The 23978-nt window shown below is 67.0% G+C and carries 19 protein-coding genes and 3 pseudogenes; 11 read left to right on the top strand and 11 right to left on the bottom strand.

From position 1 onward, the window contains the following. Nucleotides 1–14: 14 nt before the first annotated feature. Nucleotides 15–814 (top strand): IS5 family transposase gene (locus H4W31_RS26675; protein ID WP_404825733.1). Its coding sequence is split into 2 segments (ribosomal slippage): nt 15–354 and nt 354–814, totalling 801 coding nucleotides; the frame shifts between segments, so codons are not numbered across the junction. 65 nt (nt 815–879) lie between these two features. Continuing rightward, nucleotides 880–2016 (top strand): IS701 family transposase, encoded by a 1137-nt coding sequence (locus H4W31_RS26670; protein ID WP_192767359.1) that lies wholly within the window; start codon nt 880–882, stop codon nt 2014–2016. 224 nt (nt 2017–2240) lie between these two features. Here H4W31_RS26670 and H4W31_RS26665 read toward each other — a convergent pair whose 3' ends face one another. Continuing rightward, nucleotides 2241–3281: an NAD(P)-dependent alcohol dehydrogenase gene (locus H4W31_RS26665; RefSeq protein WP_192769154.1), complete on the bottom strand. Its 1041-nt coding sequence runs from the start codon at nt 3279–3281 to the stop codon at nt 2241–2243. Nucleotides 3282–3541: 260 nt separating this feature from the next. Beyond that, a complete protein-coding gene (locus H4W31_RS43160; RefSeq protein ID WP_264084083.1) occupies nt 3542–3898 on the bottom strand; it encodes a transposase family protein in 357 nt (118 codons plus the stop codon). A gap of 465 nt (nt 3899–4363) precedes the next feature. On the opposite strand from H4W31_RS43160, the gene H4W31_RS26655 reads away from it, so the two are divergent. Further along, the gene (locus H4W31_RS26655) at nt 4364–5584 is read left to right on the top strand and encodes a cytochrome P450 family protein (RefSeq protein WP_192769153.1); all 1221 of its coding nucleotides are present in this window, start codon (nt 4364–4366) and stop codon (nt 5582–5584) included. A 77-nt stretch (nt 5585–5661) separates the two neighbouring features. On the opposite strand, the gene H4W31_RS26650 is transcribed toward H4W31_RS26655, so the two are convergent. The 8 genes from H4W31_RS26650 to H4W31_RS26615 form a co-directional block, all read right to left on the bottom strand. Continuing rightward, entirely contained in the window at nt 5662–6750 is a 1089-nt protein-coding gene (locus tag H4W31_RS26650; RefSeq protein WP_192769152.1) for a DUF2855 family protein, read from the bottom strand. 40 nt (nt 6751–6790) lie between these two features. Beyond that, on the bottom strand, nt 6791–7012 hold the full coding sequence (locus tag H4W31_RS26645; RefSeq protein WP_192769151.1) for an MbtH family protein: 222 nt from the start codon (nt 7010–7012) through the stop codon (nt 6791–6793). Between the two features lie 17 nt (nt 7013–7029). Beyond that, a complete protein-coding gene (locus H4W31_RS26640; RefSeq protein WP_192769150.1) occupies nt 7030–8787 on the bottom strand; it encodes a non-ribosomal peptide synthetase in 1758 nt (585 codons plus the stop codon). 17 nt (nt 8788–8804) lie between these two features. Next, nucleotides 8805–10079, bottom strand: a complete 1275-nt coding sequence (locus tag H4W31_RS26635) for an NAD(P)/FAD-dependent oxidoreductase (protein ID WP_192769149.1) — start codon at nt 10077–10079, stop codon at nt 8805–8807. Between the two features lie 34 nt (nt 10080–10113). Then, the gene (gene hppD / locus H4W31_RS26630; RefSeq protein ID WP_225945695.1) at nt 10114–11226 is read right to left on the bottom strand and encodes a 4-hydroxyphenylpyruvate dioxygenase; all 1113 of its coding nucleotides are present in this window, start codon (nt 11224–11226) and stop codon (nt 10114–10116) included. Beyond that, nucleotides 11207–11506, bottom strand: a complete 300-nt coding sequence (locus H4W31_RS44875; RefSeq protein ID WP_192769148.1) for a transposase — start codon at nt 11504–11506, stop codon at nt 11207–11209. Before H4W31_RS44875 ends, hppD begins: the two co-directional genes overlap by 20 nt. A 194-nt stretch (nt 11507–11700) precedes the next feature. Next, nucleotides 11701–13158 (bottom strand): cation:proton antiporter domain-containing protein, encoded by a 1458-nt coding sequence (locus H4W31_RS26620; protein WP_192769147.1) that lies wholly within the window; start codon nt 13156–13158, stop codon nt 11701–11703. A gap of 57 nt (nt 13159–13215) precedes the next feature. Then, nucleotides 13216–13395, bottom strand: coding sequence for a hypothetical protein (locus tag H4W31_RS26615; protein ID WP_192769146.1), 180 nt, complete (start codon nt 13393–13395; stop codon nt 13216–13218). A 314-nt stretch (nt 13396–13709) separates the two neighbouring features. Between H4W31_RS26615 and H4W31_RS26610 the strand changes: the two genes are divergently transcribed. From H4W31_RS26610 to H4W31_RS26590, 5 genes and pseudogenes are all read left to right on the top strand, one after another. Then, complete coding sequence (locus tag H4W31_RS26610; RefSeq protein WP_192769145.1) at nt 13710–14945, top strand: cytochrome P450 family protein; 1236 nt, start codon at nt 13710–13712, stop codon at nt 14943–14945. Nucleotides 14946–15155: 210 nt separating this feature from the next. Further along, nucleotides 15156–16340 (top strand): acyl-CoA dehydrogenase family protein, encoded by a 1185-nt coding sequence (locus H4W31_RS26605; RefSeq protein ID WP_192769144.1) that lies wholly within the window; start codon nt 15156–15158, stop codon nt 16338–16340. Nucleotides 16341–16354: 14 nt separating this feature from the next. Then, nucleotides 16355–16756, top strand: coding sequence for an SgcJ/EcaC family oxidoreductase (locus tag H4W31_RS26600; RefSeq protein WP_192769143.1), 402 nt, complete (start codon nt 16355–16357; stop codon nt 16754–16756). 705 nt (nt 16757–17461) lie between these two features. Next, complete coding sequence (locus H4W31_RS44870) at nt 17462–17863, top strand: hypothetical protein (protein WP_192769142.1); 402 nt, start codon at nt 17462–17464, stop codon at nt 17861–17863. 53 nt (nt 17864–17916) lie between these two features. Continuing rightward, a pseudogene (locus H4W31_RS26590) lies at nt 17917–18228 on the top strand (transposase); the annotation flags it as partial. A gap of 85 nt (nt 18229–18313) precedes the next feature. Here H4W31_RS26590 and H4W31_RS26585 read toward each other — a convergent pair. Continuing rightward, complete coding sequence (locus H4W31_RS26585; RefSeq protein WP_192769141.1) at nt 18314–20089, bottom strand: reverse transcriptase/maturase family protein; 1776 nt, start codon at nt 20087–20089, stop codon at nt 18314–18316. Nucleotides 20090–20618: 529 nt separating this feature from the next. Between H4W31_RS26585 and H4W31_RS26580 the strand changes: the two are divergent. The 3 genes and pseudogenes from H4W31_RS26580 to H4W31_RS45035 form a co-directional block, all read left to right on the top strand. Next, nucleotides 20619–21269: pseudogene (locus H4W31_RS26580) on the top strand (IS701 family transposase); the annotation flags it as partial. A gap of 601 nt (nt 21270–21870) precedes the next feature. Then, nucleotides 21871–23568 carry a reverse transcriptase/maturase family protein gene (locus H4W31_RS26575; protein WP_225945693.1) on the top strand — a complete coding sequence of 566 codons (1698 nt, stop codon included), beginning with the start codon at nt 21871–21873 and terminating at the stop codon, nt 23566–23568. Between the two features lie 103 nt (nt 23569–23671). Further along, nucleotides 23672–23977, top strand: a pseudogene (locus tag H4W31_RS45035) (IS701 family transposase); the annotation flags it as partial. Nucleotide 23978 lies beyond the last annotated feature (1 nt).

Genomic DNA, 23978 nt, shown 5'->3' with positions numbered 1-23978 from the left:
CCGTGTACGAGGTGATGATCCGTACCTGGGCGCCGGACGATCTGTGGGAGATCGCGGAGCCGTTGATTCCGCCCGCGCCGGTTCGGCGGCAAGGTGGTGGTCGGCGGCGGGTGGATGACCGGGCGGTGCTGGCGGCGATCGTGTACGTGACGCAGGCGGGTTGTTCCTGGTGGAAGCTGCCAGAGGCGTTGTTCGGGGTCACCCGGGCCACCGCCCACCGACGGTTCAGCCAGTGGACCGCGGCCGGGTTCTGGCTTCGGCTACACGAGGCGACCCTGGACCGGCTCGGCAGTGACCGCCGGATCGACTGGTCGCGGGCGGTGGTCGACTCGATCAGCGTGCGGGCGGAAAAGGGGGCGATCTGACCGGCCCAAATCCGGTCGACCGTGGCAAGCCGGGCAGCAAGATCCATGTCATCTGTGACCGTGCCGGACTGCCCCTGGCCGTCATGGTCACCGCGGCCAACACCCACGACAGCCAACTACTCCTTCCCATGCTCGACTGCGTACCGGCGATCCGCACACCGAGCGGGCGCCGCCGGTGGCGGCCGGACAAGCTGCACGCGGACAAGGCCTACGACACCCGTGACCTGCGCGCCGAGGTCCGGCGGCGAGGGATCGGGGTCAGGATCGCCCGCAAGGGCATCGAGTCCTCCAAACGCCTGGGTCGCCATCGCTGGGTCGTCGAATCGTGCCTGTCCTGGCTGATGCGCTACCGGCGTCTGGTCCGCCGCTATGACCGCAAAGGCGACCACTGCGAAGCCTTCGCCACTATCGCCAGCACCCTGATCTGCTACCGCCGCCTCACCAAATGAGACACGCCCTAATACTGCAACGGCACTGACCGAGTCGAGTTGTGTTCACGTTCGTTGGGTATCGCGTGACGGATGTCGATGTTGTTCGGTGGCATGCTGAGTTGGACCAGCTCCACGGTCGGATAGCGGCCCGGTTTCGTCGGGCGGAGCCGAGACGGCGGGCTCGTCAGTACATGTGTGGGCTGGTCACAAGCCTGGACCGGAAGAACGGGTGGACCCTTGCGGAGCTGGCCGGGGATGTGTCGCCGGACGGGATGCAGCGGTTGTTGCGGTGGGCGGACTGGGACGTCGACGCGGTCCGTGACGACGTTCGGGACTACGTGGTCGAGCATCTCGGTGACCCGCGGGGTGTGCTGATTGTGGATGACACCGGGTTCCTGAAGAAGGGCGTCCGGTCGGCCGGAGTTCAACGGCAGTATTCCGGGACCGCGGGGCGGAGGGAGAACTGCCAGGTCGGGGTGTTCCTGGCCTACCGGTCAGCTCGTGGGCACGCGTTGATCGACCGGCAGTTGTACCTGCCGGTGTCGTGGACCGATGACCGGGACCGGTGCCGGGCCGCCGGTATCCCGGACGAGGTGGAATTTGCCACGAAGGTGGAGATGGCCCGCACGATGCTCGGCCGGGCGTTGGACGCGGGGGTGCCGGTCGGGTGGGTGACGATGGACGAGGCCTACGGCCAGTGCAAGTCGCTGCGGGTCTGGCTGGAACAGCGGGACGTGGCGTATGTGGTCGCGACCCGCCGCAACGACGACATGGTCACCACCGGCATGGGTCGAGCCCGCGCGGACGAGTTGATCGCGGGCCTGCCGGACCGGGCATGGTGCCGCCTGTCCGCCGGCGCTGGAGCGCACGGCCCCAGGGAGTACTGGTGGGCGCGGGTGCCGGTCCGCGTGTTCTGGAAACCGGGACGCGGGTACTGGCTCCTCGCCCGCCGCAGTATCACCACCGGGGAGATCGCCTACTACGTCTGTTACGGACCCCGGCGGACCCGTCTGGTCGACCTGGCCCGGGTCGCCGGCAGTAGGTGGGCGATCGAGGAATGCTTCCAACAGGCGAAAAACGAAGCGGGTCTGGATGAGTACCAGGTACGGGACTGGCGGGCCTGGTACGCCCACATCACCCTGTCGATGGCCGCCCACGCCTGGCTGTCCGTGGCCCGATCCCTTGCCGTAAAAGGGGAACCGACAGCAGCACCGGCATGATGATCGGCTACACCGTACCGGAGATCCGCAGGCTCCTCACCGCACTGGCCGTGCGACAAACCCACCCACCAGAACACGTCTGGTCCTGGTCGAGATGGCGACGACGACGCCAACACCAAGCCCGAACCTGCCACTACCGACAACACGGCTACCCCTGACAACTGCCGTTGCAGTACTAACTAAGATCGCCGGAAACACCGTTGGCGAGACAGCCCCCCTTGATGTCAGGAGAGGGTGGTGGTGTCGATGACGAAGCGGTAGCGGACGTCGGAATCCAATACACGCTCGTATGCGGTGTTGACGGTGTCGGGAGCGATGACCTCGATGTCGGCGGTGATGTGGTGGGCGGCGCAGAAGTCGAGCATCTCCTGGGTCTCGGCAATGCCCCCGAACAGGGACCCGGCGAGGGTCTTGCGTCCCATGATCAGGGAAAAGGCGGGCAGGGCGAGCGGCTCGGGGGGAATGCCGACGTTGACCATGGTGCCGCCGGGGGCCAGCAGCGAGAGCAGGGTGGGCAGATCCGGGGGCGCGCTGAGGGTACTGATCATGAGGTCGAACTGACCGGCGAGACCGGCGAGGACGCGGGGGTCGGAGGTTGCGTGGTAATGGGCGGCGCCCATCCGCAGGCCGTCCTCGGACTTCTTCAGGGTCCGCGACAGCACGGTCACCTCGGCGCCCATCGCCACGGCGAGCTTGACACCGATGTGACCGAGTCCACCCAGCCCGACCACAGCGACCTTTGTGCCCGGACCGGCACCATAACGGCGCAACGGCGAGTACACGGTGATGCCGGCACACAGCAGCGGCGCCGCCCCGGCCGGGTCAAGAGCGTCCGGGATGCGCAGCACGAAATCCTCGCCGACCACGATCTTCCCAGCGTAGCCGCCCTGGGTGACGCTGCCGTCGGCGTCGATTCCGCCGTAGGTGCCGACCATGGCCGGGCAGTCCTGCTCCTGCCCGGCGCGGCAACTCCCGCACTCCCCGCAGGACCTGACCATGCAGCCGACCCCGACCCGCTCTCCCGGCGAGAACCGCGACACGTCCGCCCCGACCGCAGCTACGGTCCCGATGATCTCGTGGCCGGGTACCAGCGGGAAGGGCCGCGGCCCCCACTCGCCGCGCACGGTGTGGATGTCGGTATGGCAGATCCCGCAGTACGCCACGTCGATCAGCACGTCCTGCGGCCCGACCTCGCGGCGGGTGATCGTCGTTGCCCCTAGCGGAGCGCCCTCGGCGGGCGCGGCAAACGCGTTGGTGGTGAACAAGGCTCAGCACTCCTCACGTATTTCTTGAATCAACGGCACCATCGAGTCAACCAGCCCCCACCCCCACCCGCGTATTCTGAATTGCCACATTGCCGGGAACGCAGGGCGACCTCGCAGGGCTCGAGCAACATAAAGGATGTCAGCGACCCGGACAGCGCGGGAGGATGGAGAGAGTTTCTTGAAATCGCACTCCAGGAGAACCGAACCGTTCGGGAACACTGAATAATAAGATGATGACAGTAAGCATCGGGCAGGAGTTTCTATTCGAAGTGGGTCAGGTACAGGGCGGCGACGATCACGCCGATCCGGCGTGGGCCGGTAGTGGTGTGGCGTAACGTTTCCCACCGTCCGACGAGGATCGCGAAGCCGCCTTCGCCCTGCCGGCGCAGTTCGCGCTGCAGCCTGTCGTAAGTGCGGTCGCCGATGGCGAGCCGGCTGTCGCCAGTCGGCTGTTTGATCGGAGTTTTGATGCCGTGACCTGTGCTTTCGTACCCAGGGTTGGCCGGCGCGGGCAGATCGAGGTCGGCCGCGGACCAGTTCAGCGCCGTGGTGACACCGAGCTCGTGGGCGCGGCTGGTGTCGTGCTGACGCCCGGGCATCGCGATCGAGGTCCACATCGGCAACCCGTCGGGGCGCATGATCGCTTGGCCGTTCGCGCCGAAGTCGCGATGCCTGCCGAGCTACCACGCGTCGATCAGGTCGGCTTCGACGCTCGAGACGGCCCTGATCCGACGGGCGAGTCGAACAGTTTCCCGTCGAGGATCACGTGCGACCACTCGTCAGCCGCAGCGGGACACAATGCGGTGTGCAGGTCGTGCGCGCGGGCGGCAAGCACGGTTACACCTTCGTCGCGGCACCGGTACGCGTTGCCCGGGAGATCCCGAACCCGGCAACCAGCAGCATGCGGTCGTCGCCCTCAAGGTACCAGACCAGGACCAGCCATGCCTGGTAGAAGCAGTTCAACGCGGGGGTGCCCGTGCGGGTCCCACGCGTTCGGCGTTTCGTCGCACCAATCAGCCCTTTTGCGGTGCTGAGATCACCTCAGTACCGCTCTCAACGTCGCCGACAGTGTGGAGCAGAACATGGCCGAGTGCCCATACGTACTGGACCGGAGCGGCAGTGACCTGCACGGGGAGGCGGAGAACCTGCGCGCCCGAGGCCCGGTCACCCGTGTGGAACTGCACGGCGGATACACCGCCTGGTCCGTGACCGGTTACGAGATCGCGAAGCAGCTGCTCGTCGATCCACGGATCGCGAAGAACACCAAGGACAACTGGCCCGAGTTCCGCGAGGGCAAGGTGCCGCAGGACTGGGAGCTCTACACCTGGGTTGCCATGGACAACATGCAGACCAGGGACGGCAAGGAACACGAACGCCTGCGCAAGCTGGTCGCGCAGGCGTTCACCGGCCGCCAGGTGGCGAAGTCCCGGCCGGTCATCGAGGGCATCGTGCGCGGTCTCCTCGACGACCTGGCGGCGATTCCTGCCGACGAGGTGGTGGACATCAAGGCCAGGTTCTTCTACCCGCTGTCGACCATCCTCGTCTGTGACCTGCTGGGCATCCCGGAGGCGGATCAGGAGGCCATGCTGCACGGCGCCGTCGTGAACGCCAAGACGACGAACACCGCCGAGGAGTCCGAGGCCAACCTCCATCAGTGGCAGTCCGCGATCGGCCGGCTGGTAGAGACCAAGCGCCGGGAACCCGGCGACGACCTCACCACCATCATCATCAAGGCGACAGAGGACGACCAGGCGCCCCTCACCGACGACGAGGTCATCGGCTCGCTGCACTTGCTCATCGGTGGCGGCACGGAGACCACGGCCAACGTCCTGTGCTACACGGTCGTCGACCTGCTCACGCACCCCGAACAACTGGCCATGGTCCGCTCCGGCGCCGTCGGCTGGGAAGCGGCGTGGGACGAGGAGATCAGGAAGGACGGTGCCGTCGGATCGATGCCGTTCCGCTGCGCGATCGAGGACATCGAGATCGGGGGTGTCACCATCGCGAAGGGCGACCTCGTACTCATCAACTATCTGGCGGCCGGCAGGGATCCCGAGAAGTACGGGGACACGGCCGCGGAGTTCGACATCACCCGTGCGGACAAGAGCAACCTCAGCTTCGGTCACGGCCGGCATCGCTGCCTCGGCCCGGCGCTGGCCACCATGGAGGCGATGGTCGCGCTGCCGGCACTGTTCGAGCGATTTCCCGACCTCAAGCTGGCCGTTCCGGCCGCCGAGTTGAAGCCCGCGCCGACGTTCATCTTCAACGGTTACGCGGAGGTCCCGCTGCTGCTGAGGGGCTGAAGCGAAGACAGCCTCCACCGACAGTTCTGCCGAGGTCCAGCACGGACCTCGGCAGAACTGTCGGTGGAGGCGTCGGATCAGGGAGTGAGTATCGTGACCTCGTCCGCCGCGTGCGTGCCCTCGGCCAGGCTCTGGAACACAGCCGCGACCGCCTCGGGACCGATGCCGGCGGTGACGGTCAGCCAGGACTCGGTGAACTCGATGAATTCGTCCTCCGCCGCGTGATAGCGGGCGAAGAACGCGTCCGCACCCTCCGCGGCGATCGTCGCGCTCTCGACCGCGGGGGTGAAGAACAGTTCCTGCGTGGGGGCGGTGAGCTGCGGAGGGTCGACCGCCGCCGGCTCATCCGTCGGCACGCCGTGGGTCCAGCCCAGCAGTGTGGTGTGCATCAGACCGGACCCGAAGGTGCCGTGAACGGCGGCCAGCACCTGGGCATCACCGGTGAGGTCGACGCACAGGACCGGACCGGCGGGCACCGCCGGCAGCTCGTCATAGGTGGCCACCTCGTCGAACAGCTTGAGGCCGATGAGGAGCTCGGCGTGGTTTCCGGCGGTGAGCCCAATGGTGCGCACGTTCGCGTTGCTGCGCAGCCGATGCGCGATCCCGATGCCCACCTTGCTCGACGCGGAGGTGATGAGCACGGTGAGCCCGTCGCCGCCGGCCCGGCCGACAACGAAATCGGCGACGTGGAACGACGCGGGGAAGATGGGCCGCAACAGGGCCCGGCGGTCGTCGCGGTGGTCGACCGCACCCGCCGGCTGGAACGTCTGATACCAGGGGTGGGCGAAGTACCGGCCCGGCGTGGCGTCCAGGAACCCTTGGGGGGCCGGCGCCGGGCGCACCACATGGTGGCTCGACGACGGCAGGTAACCGAAGAACCGGTCGCCGGCCGAGTAATCGGGATGGCTCGACCGCGCGACCCGGACGAAGCCCCACACCGGAAGCCGGCCCAGAAGCGGATCCGCCGCGGGGAACGCGCTCCAGAAGTTCATCGGCGGGACGGCGCCCCACCGCGCGTAGGTCACGTTGTTCATGGTCAGCGCCAGCCGCTCGACCGCGAGCTCGATCTCACCCGGCCGGAGCTCCGCCGCCGCGACCTCGCGCACCTCACTGACCGCGAGATCATCGCGCTTGAACAGCAGTTCCCATCGTGCCGCTTCGTTCATCCGTGCTCTCCTTGCCGGTTGCCGAGCAGTATCGGTCGAATCATGTCCCGGCCTGGGCCGTGACGAACTCGGTCACCGAACGCGGGCGCAGTTCCACCCAGTTCTCCCGGATGTAGGTCATGCACTCCTCGCGGTGGCCCGGCCCGTGCACGACGGTCCAACCGTCGGGCGCCGGCGCGAACGCCGGCCACAGCGAGTGCTGGTTCTCCTCGTTGCGCAGGACGGTATACTGGGCGTCCGGCTCTTCGAACGGATTTGCCATCGGTCCCTTCCTCCGGCTCAGGCCGCCGCGGTCGCGACGTCGTCGATATGGTTGGCCAACCCGGCCACGGTCGGGATGTCAAAAAGCACGTTGATCAGCAGATCGGGACCGATCTCGGCCCGGATCCGGCTGAGCAGCCGCATCGCCTCCAGCGACTGACCACCGAGGTCGAAGAAGCTGTCGTCGATACCGACCGTGGGCACCGCGAGTACCGACGCGAAGATCGCGCACAGCGACTCCTGCAGCGGCGTCTCCGGCGCCCGGTAAGCCGCCGCGGCCTCGAAGTCGGGCTCCGGCATCGCCTTGCGGTCCAGCTTCCCGTTCGCGGTCAGCGGGAGGGAGGCCAGCTGGACGAACGCCGCTGGGATCATGTAGTCCGGCAGCGATTCCCGGACGTGCGCGCGTAGCGCCCCCAGATCGACGTCGCCCGACTCCGGCACGACGTAGCCGACCAACCGTTTCTCCCCCGACTCGAGCTCGCGCACCACGACGACGACCTGTGCGAGCCCGGGGAAGGAAGCCATCGCGGCCTCCACCTCGGCCAGCTCGACCCGGAAGCCGAGGATCTTCACCTGGCTGCTCGCCCGGCCGACCAACTCGATCAGGCCGTCGTCGTTGCGACGAGCCAGATCACCGGTGCGGTACATGCGAGTACCCGGCGCACCGAACGGGTCCGCGACGAACACCTCCGCGGTCAGGTCCGGACGGCCGAGGTAGCCACGAGACACACCCCGGCCGGCGATGTAGATCTCCCCTTCGATCCCGTTCGGGACGGCGGTGAGCCGGTCGTCGAGGATGTGGATGGTCGCGTCGTCGAACGCGTTCCCGATCGGCACCAGCATGCCGGGCACGAAGGAGGCGGTCAGCGGGTTGTGCGCGGAGAACAGGGAACACTCCGTGACGCCGTACATCGCCCGGACCACGATGTCCGGACAAGCGTCGAGCACCCTGCGCACCGCGTTGGGGGCGATCACGTCCCCGCCGGTGAGAATCTCGGACAAACCAGTGAACGTCTCCGGCGACTCCTCCGCGAGCACCCGGAACAGCCCCGCTGTCAGGTGGATTCCGGTGATCCCCTCGCTCCGGATCAGGTCGCGCAGCGCGCCGGCTCCGAGGTACCCCGGCGGCGCGACGACGAGCCGGCCGCCGTGGAGCAGCGGCATCCAGATCTCGTAGGTGGACACGTTGAACGCGTACGGCGCCACCATCAGCACCCGCGCGTGCCGCGCCACCGTCCACTCGGTGTTGAAGATCAGCCGTACGACGTCCCGCTGGGTCACCGCGACACCCTTGGGGTGCCCGGTGGAGCCGGACGTGTGGATCACGTACGCCAGCTGGTCGGGGTGGATCGGCACAGCCGGATCGGTGACGGGCTGCTCGGCGGTGGCCGGGTCGTCGTCGACGACCACGACGGGCACACCGGTCGGCAGACCGCCCGCGAGCTTGGCCGTGTCGGCGAGGAGCACCGTGACCTCGGCGTGGTCCACGACCCACTGCCGGCGGTCGGCCGGGTAGTCGTCGTGCACCGGGACGTAGACGCCGCCCGCCTTGACGGTCGCGAGGATCGCCACCACCAGGTCGATCGACCGCTCGAGCAGTACCGCCACCCGGTCGTCCTGACGGACACCGAGCCCGATGAGCCGGTGCGCGAGCTGGTTGGCCCGCGCGTCCAGCTCCTGGTAGGTCAGGCCGACCGCGCCTGCGGTCACCGCGACCTCCTCCGGCGTGCGCGCGACCTGCTCGGCGAACCGCTCGGAGATGACGAATGATTCCATGTCCGAACTCCCGTTGTCTAGCCCGCGCGAGTGTCGAGCAGATCCTGTGTATCGCTGTCCCTGAACGCCTTGAGTGCAAGTGGCCCGTCGAAGATGTCGCGCATGCCGGACACCCCGGACAGCATCCGAGCAAAGTCGATCTTGCGCGGCCGCAAGCGCCGCAAGTCGATGGCCTGCTGCGCCGCATCCCAGTAGTCCTCCTTGGACTTGGTGCGGTCGTAGAAGAACCGGATGAACTCCAGCAGCGAGCCGAGGAACTCACGGTAGTTGGTCTCGTAGCGCTCGTAGAGCGCCACCTCCTGGTCCGGGTCACTCAGCGCGAGATGAGCGGTCTCGGACAGGCCGAGGGCGCCGCGCAGGGTCAGGCCGACGCCGGTGGAGAGCAGCGGGTCGATGAACGCCGCGGCGTCGCCGACCAGCGCCCAGCCCGGGCCGTAGAACTTCTTGCAGGTGTAGGACCAGTCCTTGATCGTGCGATACCCACTGACCCGGGTGGCGGGTCCGACCAGCGAGGTGATCTCGTCCGCCGCGGCCAGCTCGCTAGCGTGCAGTTCCTCCAGCGACCGGCCGGTCTTCTTGTACTCGTCGATGGGCGTGACGTACCCGATGCTCACCGTCGAGTCCGAGAGCGGGATGAACCAGAACCAGCCCTTCGGGCGGTTCTCGGTGAGCGTGTCGCCCCAGCGCGTGCCGCTGTACCGGTTGCAGTTCTGGAAATAGGCCCAGACCGCGATGTTGCGCAGGTCCTGGTGGTATTCGATCAGGTCGAGCTTGCGCGCGAGCAGGTGCTGCTGGCCCGAGGCGTCGACGACCAGCTTCGAGTTGACGGTCGTCACCTCGGCGTCACCCTTGCGCTGGAACCGCACGCCGACGGCACGCTCACCCTCGAAGAGCACGTCCTGGACGGCGGCCTCCTCGATGACCAGCGCGCCGAGCTCACGCGCCCGCGCCATGAGCACCGAGTCGAAGTCGGCCCGGCGGACCTGGAACGTGTACTCGTACTCTGAGGCCTCGGTGAACCGGAAGTCCCACGCGCCTTGGTTGCGCCCCCACATCAGGGTGCCGCCGTACTTGCGGACATAGCCCATCTTGTCGAGCCTGTCGCGCAGGCCGAGTGCCTCGATCGTGGGCATCGACCCGGTGATGAGCGACTCCCCGATGTGATAGCGAGGGAACTTCTCCTTTTCCAGCACGAGCACATTGTGGCCCTGCTGAGCCAGCAGACCGGCGGTGGCCGAACCACCGGGGCCGCCGCCGATGACGACGACGTCGAAGTCTTGGTTGTGGAGCATCCTCGTGATTCCTCCCGTCAGCTCACTACGCTGCTCAGTTGGTGTCCCGGTAGCGCTGGCCTTCGACCGCTTCGTACAACGACTTGATGTTCGAGCTGCCGAAGGTGGTGGCGCCCGCCCGTTCGATGAGCTCTAGGAAGATCGTGTTCCTCGGGTGCACCGACTTCGCGAAGATCTGGTACAGCTGCCCGTCGTGATCCTCATCGAACAGGATGTTCAGCTCGCGAAGCGATGCGACGCTGTGCCGGGCGGGCTGCATCCGCTCGGCCAGCAGCGCGTAGTAGGCGTCCGGGGAGGACAGCAACTCGATGCCGTTGTCCATGATCTGCCGCACCGATGAGCGGATGTCCGCGCAGGACAGGGCCATGTGTTGCACGCCCGCCCCGCCGTGGTCCTTCAGGAACGCGTCGACGTGGCTCGGCTCCGTCGAGGCGTCCGACTCGATCAGGGTCAGAGTGACCGCCCTCGAACGGCTCTGCACGACCTTGATGAACATGGCTTGGTCTCCGGTCGCGATCCGTTCGGCCAGCGTGAGCTCGAAGTCGAGCACCTGCCGGTAGAACTCGACGGTGTCGTCGATCTGGCCCGGCTCCACGACCACCGCGAAATGGTCCACCTTCAGCAACCCGGTGCCCGCGTGAACGGGCTCGTCGAACGGGACCGAGCCGGCCGGACGTTGGACGAACGTGTGCGCGACGTCGCCGAATCCGATGATCGACGCGGTCACCACGCCGTTCCGCTCGAGCGGCGGTGCGACGGGGCGGGCGCCACGGCGAACCGCCCATGCGAACGCCTCGGCCGCATCCGGCACCCGCAGGCCGATGTTGGCGATCCCGTCGCCGTGTCGCCTGACGTACGCGGCGACCGGGTGGTCGGGCTCGACCGGCTCGGTCAGCACCAGATCGATGTCACCCTGGCCGACCACGACCGACCGGACATCGCCCGGCCCGGCCGCGGACGTCGAGCGGACCGAGCAGCCGTAACCGTTCACAAGCCACTCGATGTTGTTCTCGATGGACTCGACGTAGAACTCGACATGGTCGATGGTCATGTCTTCAGATGCTCGCGTTGGCGACATCGTCACAGACCTCCAGAAGCTGCCACAGATGGGGGGACAGGGATGGCCGTCAATCACCGAGAATGCCATCCGCCACCCGGTCGTGCTTCCTCTCGATTGCCGGGTCAATCAAGTCGGTCGTGGTGCGGCATCCACGGACTCGTCTGGTGTTTGCGCACCATGTCCACAGTCGACCGTCGCCGGAGTTGCGGCAGCCGTAGGCATGCTTGGCGTCAGGCTTGCCGACCCGGTTGCAGCCCTCACTCACGGCGTTCGTGAGATTTGTCTCGATAAATGTCTGGACGCCGGGCCACCAGGACCGGATCCCGGTGGCGAGACACTCGAGTCGGGGACGCCGGAGTCGGCACACCAGGCGTAGAAGATCCGGTCCCGCCGGCGAGGATGGGCATGGCCAGCCAGTACGCGACGTCGTCGCCGGTGCGGCCCTCGACCTGCACGAGCATTCCCCGGCAGGACATCGTGGTCACCCGGCCGGCGGCGGCCGCCGGGCACAGACCCTGCCCGGGTGGCCTGACCGTGGTTCGGGCCGCAGGGAGCCGCAGGTCAGCGGTCAGTCACCGCGTCGTGCTCCTCTGCACCGGCAGGCGTGGCCCGGGACATGGCCACCGCGGGCTGCTGCTGCACGGACGCGAGCGCAGCCTTGTGCCGGCTTGCGCGCTTGTCGAGGACGACCGCGAGGGGTGCGGTCATGGCCGTGGAGATCAGGGCCATGAGCACCAGCATGGTGAATATGGTCGGCGACAGCACCCCGAGATCGAGACCCACGTTCAGCACGATCAGCTCCGTGAGGCCCCGGCAATTCATCAGTACGCCGATCTGCAGCGCCCGGGGGAGGCTCTCGCCGACGCTGCGGGCAGCGACCGCAGCGCTGACCAGCTTGCCGACGACTGCCACCACGAGGATCACCGCACACCACAGCCACTGCGACGCGTCGGCGAGCAGCGTGAGGTTCGTCCGGAGGCCGCTGTAGGCGAAGAACAGGGGCAGCATCAGTACGGTGGTGAGGCCACTGGCGTTCTGGTGCAGCCACCTCTCGACCACGTTGCCGCGCGGGAAGACCAGGCCGAACATGAAGGCACCGAACATCGCGTGCACGCCGATCCACTCGGTGGCCATGGCGCACAGCAGCACCCCGACGAGCGCCAGCGGAGCGAGGCGGCGCAACGTCGGGTCGGGGGTCCTGGCGAAGTACAAGGTCATCAGTGGGCGGATCGCATAGAGCAGCAGGGCGGCGAAGGCCACCGCCGACCCGAGCGTCAGGAGCACGCCGACGAGAGACGACGCCGTGACGACCGCCACCACCAGCGCCAGCAGCGACCACGCGGTCACGTCGTCGATCACCGCGCAGGTCAGCACGACGACACCGACCCGGCTGTGGAACATCCCGGTGTCCTTGAGGATCCGGGCGAGCACCGGCAGCGCCGTGATGCTCATCGACACCCCGATGAACAGCGCGAAGGCCAGTGGCCCGACTCCCTCGGGCGCGAACTTGGCGTACGCGACGATGGCGAGCAGCACGCCGAGCACGAAGGGCACCGCGATGCTGACGTGGCTGACCACTACGGCCAGGTGCCCCCGGCCGCGGATCAGCCGGGTGTTCAGCTCGAGCCCGGTCAGGAAGACGAACAGGACGACGCCCACCTGGGCGAGAACGTTGAGCTGCGGCAGGATCGCGTCCGGCAGCAGCGCCGCGGCGCCCGCCGGCCAGACCGCTCCGAGCAGCGACGGGCCGAGCACGACGCCCGCGATGATCTCGCCGACCACCGCGGGCTGGCCGATCCGCCGCATCAGCCAGCCCGCCAGCCGGCACGCGGCGATGACGACCGCGATGGCCAGCAGCAGCTGCGCAAGGGGATGCCCGGCTGCGGCCGCCTTCGTCGCCCCGCCCCCTGCGCCGCCCTCGCGGGTAAGCAGAACGACGCTGATCAGCACCGGCAGGACGACCAGAAGCCCGTAGACACCCACCGCACGCAGGCCGAGCCGCTGCTTGGTTCGCACCATTGATCTGCTCCTGTCATATGTGGAAGGCGGAATTCGCCTGGTGGCGCCCAGCGAGCATCACCGTCCGGGTCGGCGAGCGTCGCCGTCCGAGCCGGCTCGGACGGTGACCTGTCGTGTACGTGACATGTCGATGACCAGGCCGCACGGACACAGCGTCCGGCCGGCCCAGCCGTACCCGCCGCCGAGCACGGACAGCGTCAGGTGGTGGTCCCGGCAGTGTGCACCGAGGGCCTGCATCTCGACGGGTATACGCCGCGGCTGACGATCGCCTCGCCGCCGGCCGCTACTGCGTGCCGCGGCTCCTCGATAGTCCCGCCCCGGGGATGTTCGAAGCGTCCTCCGCAGTGCGCATGGGCTCTGCCCCGAACTTGGGCCCAGCGCGGGGACCCTCCTGGACTGGTGGCATCGGTGCGGCCCGCCCGAACCCGACTTCTCCTTCGCTGCTGTCCGGGTCCTGACCAGCAACCGGGAGGACGCGCGGGATCGCCGTCCGGAGGAGCGTCACGACAACCGGCGAAGCGCGCCGAGCCGACACGAAGGAGCTGTGGACCATGAAACCTGGCAACTCTGGGCGCTGCCCTATCGCCCTCGACACGAGTGGCAGCGACATCCACACCGAGGCTGCCAGCCTGCGCAAGCAGGGCGCGGCCGTGCAGGTGCAGCTCCCCGGCGGGGTCGTTGCATGGTCAGTGAACAGCCACGACGTGATCAAGGCCATCCTCGCCGACTCGCGTGTGACCAAGAGCGCCCGCAACCACTGGCCCGATTTCTACGAGGGCCGCATCCGCCCCGACTGGGAGATGATCAGCTGGGTGGCGATGGACAACATGGTCACCGCGTTCGGAGCCGACCGCGTCAGGTTGCGGCGCTTGGTCGGCAGCGCGTTCACCCGCAAGCGCCTCGAGGCGATCAAGCCGCACATCCAGTCCCTCACCGACATGCTGATTGGCGAGCTCGGCAGGATTCCGGCAGGCGAGACCGTCGACCTGCGGGAGACGTTCTGCTACCCGCTGCCCGCCATGCTCGTCGCCGACCTCATCGGCATGGGTGAGGAGCAGCGCCGCGCCACCGCCAAGGTGATCGACATGATGGTCGACACCACCGTCACCCCGCAGCAGGCGCAGGAGACCCTCGCCGGCTGGCGCGGCGCCATGGTCAAGCTGATCGCCGAGAAGCGCGCCACCCCGGGCGAGGACATCACCTCCGACCTCATCGCCGCCCGCGACGAGGACGGCTCTCACCTCTCCGAGGACGAGCTGGCCGACTCGATCTTCGCAATCCTCGGCGCCGGCTCCGAGACCACCATCAACTTCTTCGACAACGCCATCTCGTCGCTGCTCGCGCACCCCGACCAGCTGCGTTCGGTGCTGGCGGGCGACGTCTCCTGGGACGCCGTGATCGATGAAACCCTGCGCGTCGAGTCCCCGCTCGCGAACCTGCCCCTGCGCTACGCCGTGACCGACATCGAGCTCGAGGGCGTGACCATCCCACAAGGCGACCCGATCCTCGTCAACTACGCCGCCATCGGCCGCGACCCGGCCCTGCACGGCGACACCGCCGACGTCTTCGACGTGGCGCGGGAGGACAAGCGCCACCTCTCGTTCGGCTACGGCGCGCACTACTGCCTCGGCGCCGGCGTTGCCTATGCCGTCGCCCAGATCGGCCTTTCCACGCTGTTCGCGACGTTCCCGGAGATGGCGTTGGCGGTCGAGCCGGAGGAGTTGCAGCCGCTTCCGACCTTCATCATGAACGGCCACCGTGCCCTGCCCGTCCGGCTCACGACCTGAGTGCATATTCGGAAAAGGTCACCGGGCGGGCGGGACCCTGACGGGGCGCCGTGGCCGCCCGCCGGCGGCTTCACTCGTTCTGCATCGCGTACGGGCGGCACGGCCCCGCACCCGATTATTCCGCGCAATCGAGAAGACCACGGCAGGCTCTCCTTATGACACCATTGAGATCCGCCGAAAAGCCGGCATTGCCATTCGCCTTAGGAGTAAATGGTGCCATCAACCGAGAAGCCGGCACGCGAACTGGTCATCGACCGAGTACGCGACATCCTGCCGGCACTGGCCAAAAATGCCGAGTGGGCGGACGAGAATCGTCGCGTCCACGACGAGTCGATCGAGGCGCTCACCGATGCGGGCGTGTTCAAGCTGCGCATCCCGAAACGATACGGCGGCTACGAAGCCTCCACCCGCACACTCGTCGACGTCGCCGCCGAGATCGCTACGGCCGACGGGTCCACCGCGTGGATCTCCTCGGTCTACACCATCCCCACGTGGATGGCCGCACAGTTCCCCGAGGCCGCGCAGGACGAGATCTTCTCCACACCGAACGTGCGCATCTGCGGCACGCTGAGCCCGGGCGGCATGGCCGCGCCGGTCGACGGCGGCATCGTCGTCAACGGCAAGTGGAGCTTCATAAGCGGCGCCCACCACGCACACTGGCAGGAGATCATCGCGATCCTCGTCAGCCCCGACGCTCCGCCGATGCCCGTCATCGCGATGGTGCCGATGACTCAACTGAAGATCGTCGACGACTGGCACACGGCGGGCCTTCGTGGCTCCGGCAGCGTCACCACCGTGGCGCAGGACCTGTTCATCCCGGCCGAGCGGGTACTCCCGCTACCCGCCGTGCTGGAGGGTCCCTGCTCGTCGCAGGTCAACGCGGCGTCGGCCATCTACAACGCGCCGCTGCTGCCCGTGGCGTCGGCGTCGTCGGTGGGCGCCACGCTGGGCCTCGCGCGCGCCGCGCTCAGCACCTTCCTGAGCCGCCTCGGCGGCCGCAAGATCACCTACACCGGCTATGAGAGCCAGGCGGACGCCCCGCTTACGCACCTGCAGGTGGCTGACGCCGCCATGTTCGTCGAGGAGGCCGAGTTCCACGCCTGCACCCTCGCCGAGCTCGTGGACACCACCGCCGCGAGCGGCGAAGAATGGAAGATGGAGACCCGTGTTCGCGCACGTGCCGAGATGGGCGCCGTCGTGCGCCTGGCCAAGCAGGTCGGTGACCTCCTCGGCAACGCCAGCGGCGGTTCGTCGATCTACACGCACGTGCCGATCGGGCGCATCACCCGCGACATCAGCGCCATCAACCAGCACGCGCTCATGCATCCCGACACCAACGCGGAGCTGTACGGCCGGGTCCTCTGCGGGCTCCACCCCAACACGATGTACTTCTGACGGAGGTAATCGCCATGACCGCCCCCACTGCCGCCACGATCGGCGTCTCCTCGCTTGCCCCGAAGCTCGTCTCGTCCTGGGCGGCCAACGACGCCGACGCATTCGGTGAGCTCTTCACCGAGAACGGCTCGATGATCCTGCCCGGCGTGTTCTGCAAGGGCCGCGCCGAGATCGTCGCCTTCATGAGGGAGGCGTTCACCAAGCAGTACCGAGGCACACAGGTCACCGGCATGCCGCTGTCGATGGAATTCTTCGGCGATTCGCTCGCCGTCATGATCACCAGCGGTGGCGTCATGCAGGCCGGCGAGAACAAGGTCGCGCCGAAGGCGCAGATCCGGGCCTCTTGGATCGCGGTGCCCGACGTCGGCGGCGTCTGGCGGCTCGCGAGTTACCAGAACAGCCCCTTCTACGCCTGACGGTGAGAGGTCAGCGCCACAGAAACGGACCGGTGGCAGAGGCCACCGGCCGTTTCGGCGTGCCCCAGCGCAAGAGGATCCCACCGCGGGCGAGGTCGTGGCCGGGGAGCTGGTCGCCGGCCCCCGGCTTGATGCAGCCCGACTGGGCTGGCTTCCGCGTCGACGGCCTCGACCGGCTCCGCGCGCTCGCCACCCGATCGGCCCGACAACGAGGATCCCGACCTGACTTCGTGGAACCGGCGCCCGCCGAGCGACCTCGGCCGAACTGTCACATCCGACGGGAAACACTTTCACGCACAGGTCGACCGAGCCCACGCCCGCATCCGCGCCATCGGCGAACGCGCCGATGCATTCTCAAGACCTGGACATTCCTGAGCAAACTGCGCTGCCCCATCCTTGCTCCACACCACCACGCCGAAACCCGGCCTCCGCAGGGTGAGAAGGGCTCACTGACCAAGAACGGGGGCAGTTGCTGGCGTGGTCGCGGCCGGTTGGGGTTCGACGCGTGAACACGGTCATGAAGTGGCGTGACCAAACCTCTGAGTTCCCCCCCGTCTGGTGGAGCTTCTGATCTTCTCCCTGTGCTGCCGCGTGCTCGACGTTTCGGTGTCCGGCTACTACGCCTGGCGCAACCGGCCACCGTCGGCTCGCTCCCTGCGCCACGCCTGCTGACCGAAAGGATCCGCGCGGTCCACACGGCTTCGCGTGGCACCTACGGCGCGGCGCCACGCCGAGCTGCGCCTCGGCCACGGCATCATCGTCGGGCAACACGGTCGAAATGCTGATGCGCCGAGCCGGCATCAAAGGCCTGCGAATATGAAGGCTTCACAACGCGGCACCCACCGCAGCGTCCGCGCACTGAACAGCGACATCCGTGACTGGATCGGGATCTGGAACGACAACCCCCGGCCCTACGCCTGGACCGAGGCCGCCGACCGGACCCTCGACTTCATCAAGCGCTACCGCGCACATCAACGACTCACGACACTAGTACTCCAGCAGGAGATCCGTTCTGAGCTGCGGGGACGGTGTGGTTTTGTCCGTGGACGGCAAGCAGCCACCGTCGAGTCTCAGCGGTTGTGTGGACTACTGAAGACGCGGCGGTGACTGCCGCTTACAGAGTAGATGCTCAGCGATGGTCTGAGATGTTCGGCGAGTTGATGGACACGATCGAGGCACGCTTCACCCGGCCCGAACCACGGCGCCGGGTCCGGGACTTCGTGGCTGGGTTGCTCGCGCCGCTGCCGGTGAAGAACTGCTGGACGATCGCGGAACACGCCGGCGATGCCGGGCCGGGCGGGATGCAGGATCTCATCGGCCGGGCCAGCTGGGACGACGCTCTGGTGCGCGCCGACGTCCGTGATTTCGTCGCGGCCCGGCTCGGGCGCCCCGAGGGGATCCTGTTGATCGACGAGACTGGAGACCTCAAGAAGGGAACCAAGACGGTCGGTGTCGTGAGGTGGGGCGCTGGTGAGGTGCCTGCCTGGGCAGGTCCTTTTCCGGCGCCCTCCTCCCGAACCGGACAGGCCCGTTTCCGGGCATCCGGCTCTCCAGTGACTACTGCGTGATTGCGGCGTTGCCGGAGTGGATCTGGGTGTGGCAGTCAGCGCAGACGATGAGCGTCTTGCGTCGTCGCTTGACCATGATCTTCGTCCAGGTGTTCTTGCGTGACTGCTTGTCCCGATCGAGGTCGGCGAGTTTGCGGACGTGGTGAACTTGGATGTCCACCGTGCCGTCGCAGACCTCGCACCGCCCGGCGAGGAGCCGGTTGATCAGCTCTTTGCGGGCGGCGATTGGGACGGGGCGGCGGTCGAGGACGACCGCTGTCTTCTGCCGCCTGAGTGGTATGCCGCCGAACCGGGCGACCAGTGCTGGCCTGCCTGCGCGCTCGACCCGGGCTTCGAAACACCGCCGTTTGCCGTGCGGGGTGTCGATGGTGGTCCGGTGCTTGCGGGCCATTCTCGACACCGCCGAGCGGTGCTTGAGTGCCAGGGTCTTGAGCATGGAGGTTTCCATGATCCAGCGAAGCCGGCTCAGTCGCCAGACGTCGCCGGCGGGCAGGTAGTACTGGACGATGCCTCGGTACTCGGCCCCGTAGGTCGCGATGATGGTGTGGTCATCGTGGTTGACCAGTCGGGTCCGATGCGCGGGTTTGCCGCGTTGTAGGTACCGGGCGCATTTGGCCGTGATCACCGTTTTGGGCACGCGTAACGCGATCGTGCCGTTGACCGTCCGGTTCCCACGATGGTGCATGTGGTCGCCGTGCTGGACGGTGATCTCGTAGCCAAGGAACCTCGCCGCGCTGGTGCGGGCGTGCGTGATCAGCGTCTTGTCCTCGGACAGTTCCAGCTTGAGATCGTCACGAAGGAACTGAGCGAGGCGCTGTCTGATCTCCTCGGCCTCGGCTCGTGGTCCGACAAACCCGAGCAGGGTGTCATCGGCGTAACGCACGTAGCGCAACCGCCGGTAGCCGGGATCGTTCGGGTCTCGGCTGGGTAGGCGGTGCAGCTGCTGGCGCAGCTTCCTTGCCGTGGTGCGGTCACCACGAACACGAGCCCGTGCGGCCGCGTCTTGCACCCGGCAGTACGCGCGGTTCTTGGCCCGGCGTTCGCCTCGGGTGTACTCGGGGATGAGTACGTTCTCAACAAACGTGTCCAACCGATGCAGATAGATGTTCGACAGGATCGGTGAGATCACCCCGCCCTGCGGCGCGCCGCTGAGCGTGGCGTTCCAGATCCAGTCCTCCAGGTATCCGGCTGTGAGCATGTTACGCAGTAACCGCAGAAACCGGTTGTCGTGGATGCGCTCCGCCAGCGTCGACAGCATGACCTGGTGGTCCAGCGTGCCGAAGCAGTCGGAGATGTCACCCTCGATGAACCAGGCCGTCGCCGTCCAGGTCGTCGCCACCTCGCGTAACGCGGTGTGGCAGCCCCGAGCGGGACGGAACCCGTGGGACCGGGCGGAGAACTCCGGCTCGTAGTACGCCTCCAACAGCAGACGCATCACCTCGCCGACGAGCTTGTCCGACCAGGTAGGCAAGCCCAGCGGCCGTCGCGTCCCGTTCTTCTTCGGGATCCAGGTCCGCTTGACCGGGCTAAACCGGTAGCGCTCATGGCGCAACGCATCGATGATGCGACCGATCTTCATCAACGACATGCCGTCCACGGTTTCCGCGCTGGCACCCGGTGTCATCGCGCCGCGGTTGGCGTAGATGCGCCCGTAGGCCAGCAGATACAGCTGCGGGTTGAACAACTGTCGATACAACTCATCCAGCGGCAGGCCACGCCTGCCGCGCTCACGCAGGACACCCAGCACCGTCTCGGCGCTCTGCATTTCGCATACCTCCCGATACCTGTGGTGTCCGATCACCTGCGCTCCTTCGCCCTGCGGACGGCTTTCCCGTCCTCCTCGGCCGGACGTGACCCCGGCGACTACTACGAGCGCTCCGTCGCCATAGGGCTCGCACCCCGTAGGCGATCCCGCGTTCGTCTCTGTTGCACGTCAGCACGACGTAGGCGACCCACTCATCTCCTTCAATGCCCTCGCTGGGCATCGCCCTGCGTCCGGAGGATGCCCCGACCACGCTGCAAAGCCGAGGCAGGACGCGGCACCGGTTCCAGGCGTCATTTCCGGCGGATGGTACTTTTCATCGTCTGGAGATTGGGTTTCAAGCAATCCAGCCTTCGCCATATCGCACGGGTCCCACGACGCGTCACGTCAACGCCTGACCATGACCGCCGGTTTCCTGGCATGCTCTTGTCCCCGATCACCTTTCAGCTACGGGTAAGCCATTAGACCCAGGAACCTCCCTCCAGTTCCTCCCAGCTGAGCTGGGGATACAACAGAGCGCCTCGCGGCGCACCAGCGGCAGTACTCCGGCACCGCCGGGAAGATCGAGAACTGCCAGCTCGCCGTGCACCTGTCCTACGCCTCTCCGCTCGGGCACACCCTGGTCGATGTCGACCTATACCTGCCGAAATCCTGGACCGGCGACACCGCACAACGCGCTGAGGCGGGCGTGCCCGACACCGTCACCTTCGCCACGAAACCGCAGCTGGCACGTCGATTGATCGAGACGGCGGTGACCGGCGGGCTGCCCTGCCGGTGGGTCGCCGGCGACGAAGCCTACGGCGGCGACCCCCACCTGGCCGCAGCGTTACGCGGCCTGCGACTCGGCTCCGTCCTTGCCGTCGCCTACTCGCACCGAGTCCCTACCGGCCTCGGTGTCCTGCGCGCCGACCGGATTGCCGCCGACCTGCCGAAACACGCATGGCAACGGATTTCCGCCGGCGCAGGAGCAAAGGGGCACCGCTACTACGACTGGGCGTTCATCACACTGCCCCTGGCCGCCGACCAGCACGCCGGTCACCACTGGCTGCTGATCCGCCGCAACCGCACCACCGGCGAGTTGGCCTTCTACCGCTGCTGGAGCCCCGAACCCGTTGCTCTGCACCACCTCGTCACGGTTGCCGGCCGCCGCTGGAGCATCGAGGAATCTTTGTGCGCCACGAGGCGCCTTGTCGCATCCCCAACGCAGTTGGGAGGAATTCGGAAGGAGGTTTCTGGGTCTGAATGGCTTACCCGCAGCCGAAAGGTGGGCGGGGACAAGAGCATGCCAGGAAACCAGCGGCTGGGCCCAGACGTCAGGGGCGGTGCGCTGGGAGACCCGCGTGATATGGCGAAAGCTGGATTGCCTGAAGCCTAATCTCCAGTCGATGCAACTTCCCATCCACCGGAAAGACGTCTGAAACCGGTGCCGTGTTCTGCGGCGGTGATGAAGCATAACCGCGGCAACTTCCGGAACACGAAGCGATGCCCAGCGAGGGTATTCAAGGAGATGAGTGGGCCGCCTACGTCACGCTCGGACGTGCGACAAGGACGAACGTGGGATCGCCTACGGGACGCGAGTCCTATGGCGACGCAGGTCCCGTAGTAGTCGCAGGAGTCACGCCCTGCCGGGGAGGACGGGAAAGCCGTCCACATAGGCGAAGGGGACCAGGTGATCGGATACCAAAGGTCGGGAGGTATGCGAAATGTAGAACGCCGAAACGGTACTGGGTGTCCTCCGTGAGCGCGGCAGGAAGGGTCTGCCGCTGACAGAACTGTATCGACAGTTGTTCAATCCGCAGTTGTATCTGCTGGCCTACGGACGCATTTACGCCAACCAGGGCGCGATGACTCCGGGGGTCACGCAGGAGACCGTGGACGGCATGTCGCTAAACAAGATCGGTCGCATCATCGAAGCGATACGCCACGAGCGTTACCGATTCAGCCCAGCCAGACGGGTATACATCCCGAAGAAGAACGGCAAACTACGCCCACTCGGCCTGCCGACCTGGTCGGACAAACTCGTGGGCGAGGTAGTTAGGCTGCTGTTGGGGTCGTACTACGAGCCGTCATTCTCCGACCGTTCCCACGGATTCCGCCCCGGCCGGGGCTGCCATACCGCGTTGCGGGAGGTGGCGAACACCTGGCCGGGGACGGCATGGTTCGTCGAGGGTGACATCTCCGACTGCTTCGGGTCGCTCGACAATCAGGTCATGCTCGACACGCTGGCGGAGCAAATCCACGACAACCGGTTCCTGCGGCTGCTGCGTAACATGCTGCAAGCCGGATACCTGGAGGACTGGACCTGGAACGCCACGCTCAGCGGTGCACCGCAGGGCGGGGTCGCTTCCCCGATCTTGTCCAACATCTATCTGCACCGGCTGGACCGCTACGTCGAGACAGTTCTGATGCCGCACTACAACCGAGGGGAACGACGGGCCCGCAACCCGGCCTACCTTCAGGTGGCCAACGAACTGGCCAAGGCACGCAGACGCGGCGACCGCGTCCAAGCCAGGGCGCTACGCAAAGCAATGCTGGCCCTGCCCAGCTCAGACCCGAACGACCCGAGCTACCGCCGGCTGCGCTATATCCGCTATGCCGACGACCACCTGCTCGGGTTCGCCGGACCCAAGGCCGAAGCCGAGGAGATCAAACAGCGGCTGACCCAGTTCCTGCGTGACGACCTCAAGCTGGAACTGAACCACGCCAAGACGCTGATCACCCACGCCCGCACCGGCGCGGCGAGATTCCTCGGCTACGACATCACCGTCCAGCACAACGACCGCAAGCTGACCCGAGGCAAACGCAACGTCAACGGTCAGATCGCTCTGCGGGTGCCACGGTCGGTGGTGCAAGCCAAATGCGCCCGATATCTCAAGCGCGGCCAACCCGCGCGCCGCACCCCCATCATGAACCGCGACGACTACACCATCGTCGCGACCTACGGGGCCGAATATCGAGGCATCGTCCAGTACTACCTACTCGCCAGCAACATCCGGCGACTTCACCGGCTGCGATGGGTCATGCTGTCCTCGCTGCTACGAACCCTGGCCTCCAAGCACCACTCGACGCCGACGAAAATGGCCCGCAAACACCAGGCCAAAATCATCACGCCGAACGGGCCACGGGTCTGCTTCGAGGCGACCCTGCACCGCGAAGACAGGAAGCCACTGGTCGCCAGGTTCGGCGGCTTCCCCCTGCAACGGCAGAAAACAGCGGTCATCGACGACCGCCGACCGGACGGGCTGCATCACCCTCCAAAAGAGCTGATCACCCGCCTACTCAAACGGCGCTGCGAACTCTGCGAGCAGACCGGACACATGAACACGCACCACGTCCGCAACCTCGCCGAGCTCGGCCCGCCCGGACCCGCCCAACCCGCATGGGCAGCCGTCATGGCCCGCCGCAAACGCAAAGCCCTTGTCGTCTGCGACACCTGCCACGACCACATCCACGCGAGGCAACCCACCACACTCACGGCATAGTCACTGGAGAGCCGGATGCGGGGAAACTCGCACGTCCGCTTCGGCGGGAGGCCGCGCGGAAAAGGACCCCACCAGGGCACCTCGCTGCGCGGCCCACCCAACCCAAGCCACCAAGACCGGCCTCGGCCTGGACCAGCACCAGCACCGCCGCTGGAAAGCCTGGCACCGCTGGACCACCCTGGTCCTCGCCGCGCACGCATTCCTCGCCGCCGCAGCCACCGCCTCCACCACCAGCCCGGACGGCCTGATCGACATCATCGTCAACGAACTCCGCCGCCTGTTTCACGCCCTGATCCTCGAACCCGCCCGACGCATCACCGACGTCATCGCCTGGTCAATCTTCCGACGCCGACACCAAGACGCGGCCAAGACCAGCCATTACGCCCGGCAAGCCCTCACAGAACCCTGAA

The organism is Plantactinospora soyae (assembly GCF_014874095.1).
Lineage (GTDB): Bacteria > Actinomycetota > Actinomycetes > Mycobacteriales > Micromonosporaceae > Plantactinospora > Plantactinospora soyae.
Note: the sequence above shows the minus strand (reverse complement) of the source record. Positions and strands in the feature narration are given on the sequence as shown.

Bases quoted from the DNA above. Each gene is read 5' to 3' on its own strand.
- H4W31_RS43160 (WP_264084083.1), bottom strand. From the start codon at position 3,898: ATGTGGACCTCGATCGCGATGCCCGGGCGTCAGCACGACACCAGCCGC.
- H4W31_RS26655 (WP_192769153.1), top strand. From the start codon at position 4,364: ATGGCCGAGTGCCCATACGTACTGGACCGGAGCGGCAGTGACCTGCAC.
- H4W31_RS26650 (WP_192769152.1), bottom strand. From the start codon at position 6,750: ATGAACGAAGCGGCACGATGGGAACTGCTGTTCAAGCGCGATGATCTC.
- H4W31_RS26645 (WP_192769151.1), bottom strand. From the start codon at position 7,012: ATGGCAAATCCGTTCGAAGAGCCGGACGCCCAGTATACCGTCCTGCGC.
- H4W31_RS26640 (WP_192769150.1), bottom strand. From the start codon at position 8,787: ATGGAATCATTCGTCATCTCCGAGCGGTTCGCCGAGCAGGTCGCGCGC.
- H4W31_RS26635 (WP_192769149.1), bottom strand. From the start codon at position 10,079: ATGCTCCACAACCAAGACTTCGACGTCGTCGTCATCGGCGGCGGCCCC.
- hppD (WP_225945695.1), bottom strand. From the start codon at position 11,226: ATGGCATTCTCGGTGATTGACGGCCATCCCTGTCCCCCCATCTGTGGC.
- H4W31_RS26620 (WP_192769147.1), bottom strand. From the start codon at position 13,158: ATGGTGCGAACCAAGCAGCGGCTCGGCCTGCGTGCGGTGGGTGTCTAC.
- H4W31_RS26615 (WP_192769146.1), bottom strand. From the start codon at position 13,395: ATGCAGGCCCTCGGTGCACACTGCCGGGACCACCACCTGACGCTGTCC.
- H4W31_RS26610 (WP_192769145.1), top strand. From the start codon at position 13,710: ATGAAACCTGGCAACTCTGGGCGCTGCCCTATCGCCCTCGACACGAGT.
- H4W31_RS26605 (WP_192769144.1), top strand. From the start codon at position 15,156: ATGGTGCCATCAACCGAGAAGCCGGCACGCGAACTGGTCATCGACCGA.
- H4W31_RS26600 (WP_192769143.1), top strand. From the start codon at position 16,355: ATGACCGCCCCCACTGCCGCCACGATCGGCGTCTCCTCGCTTGCCCCG.
- H4W31_RS26585 (WP_192769141.1), bottom strand. From the start codon at position 20,089: ATGCAGAGCGCCGAGACGGTGCTGGGTGTCCTGCGTGAGCGCGGCAGG.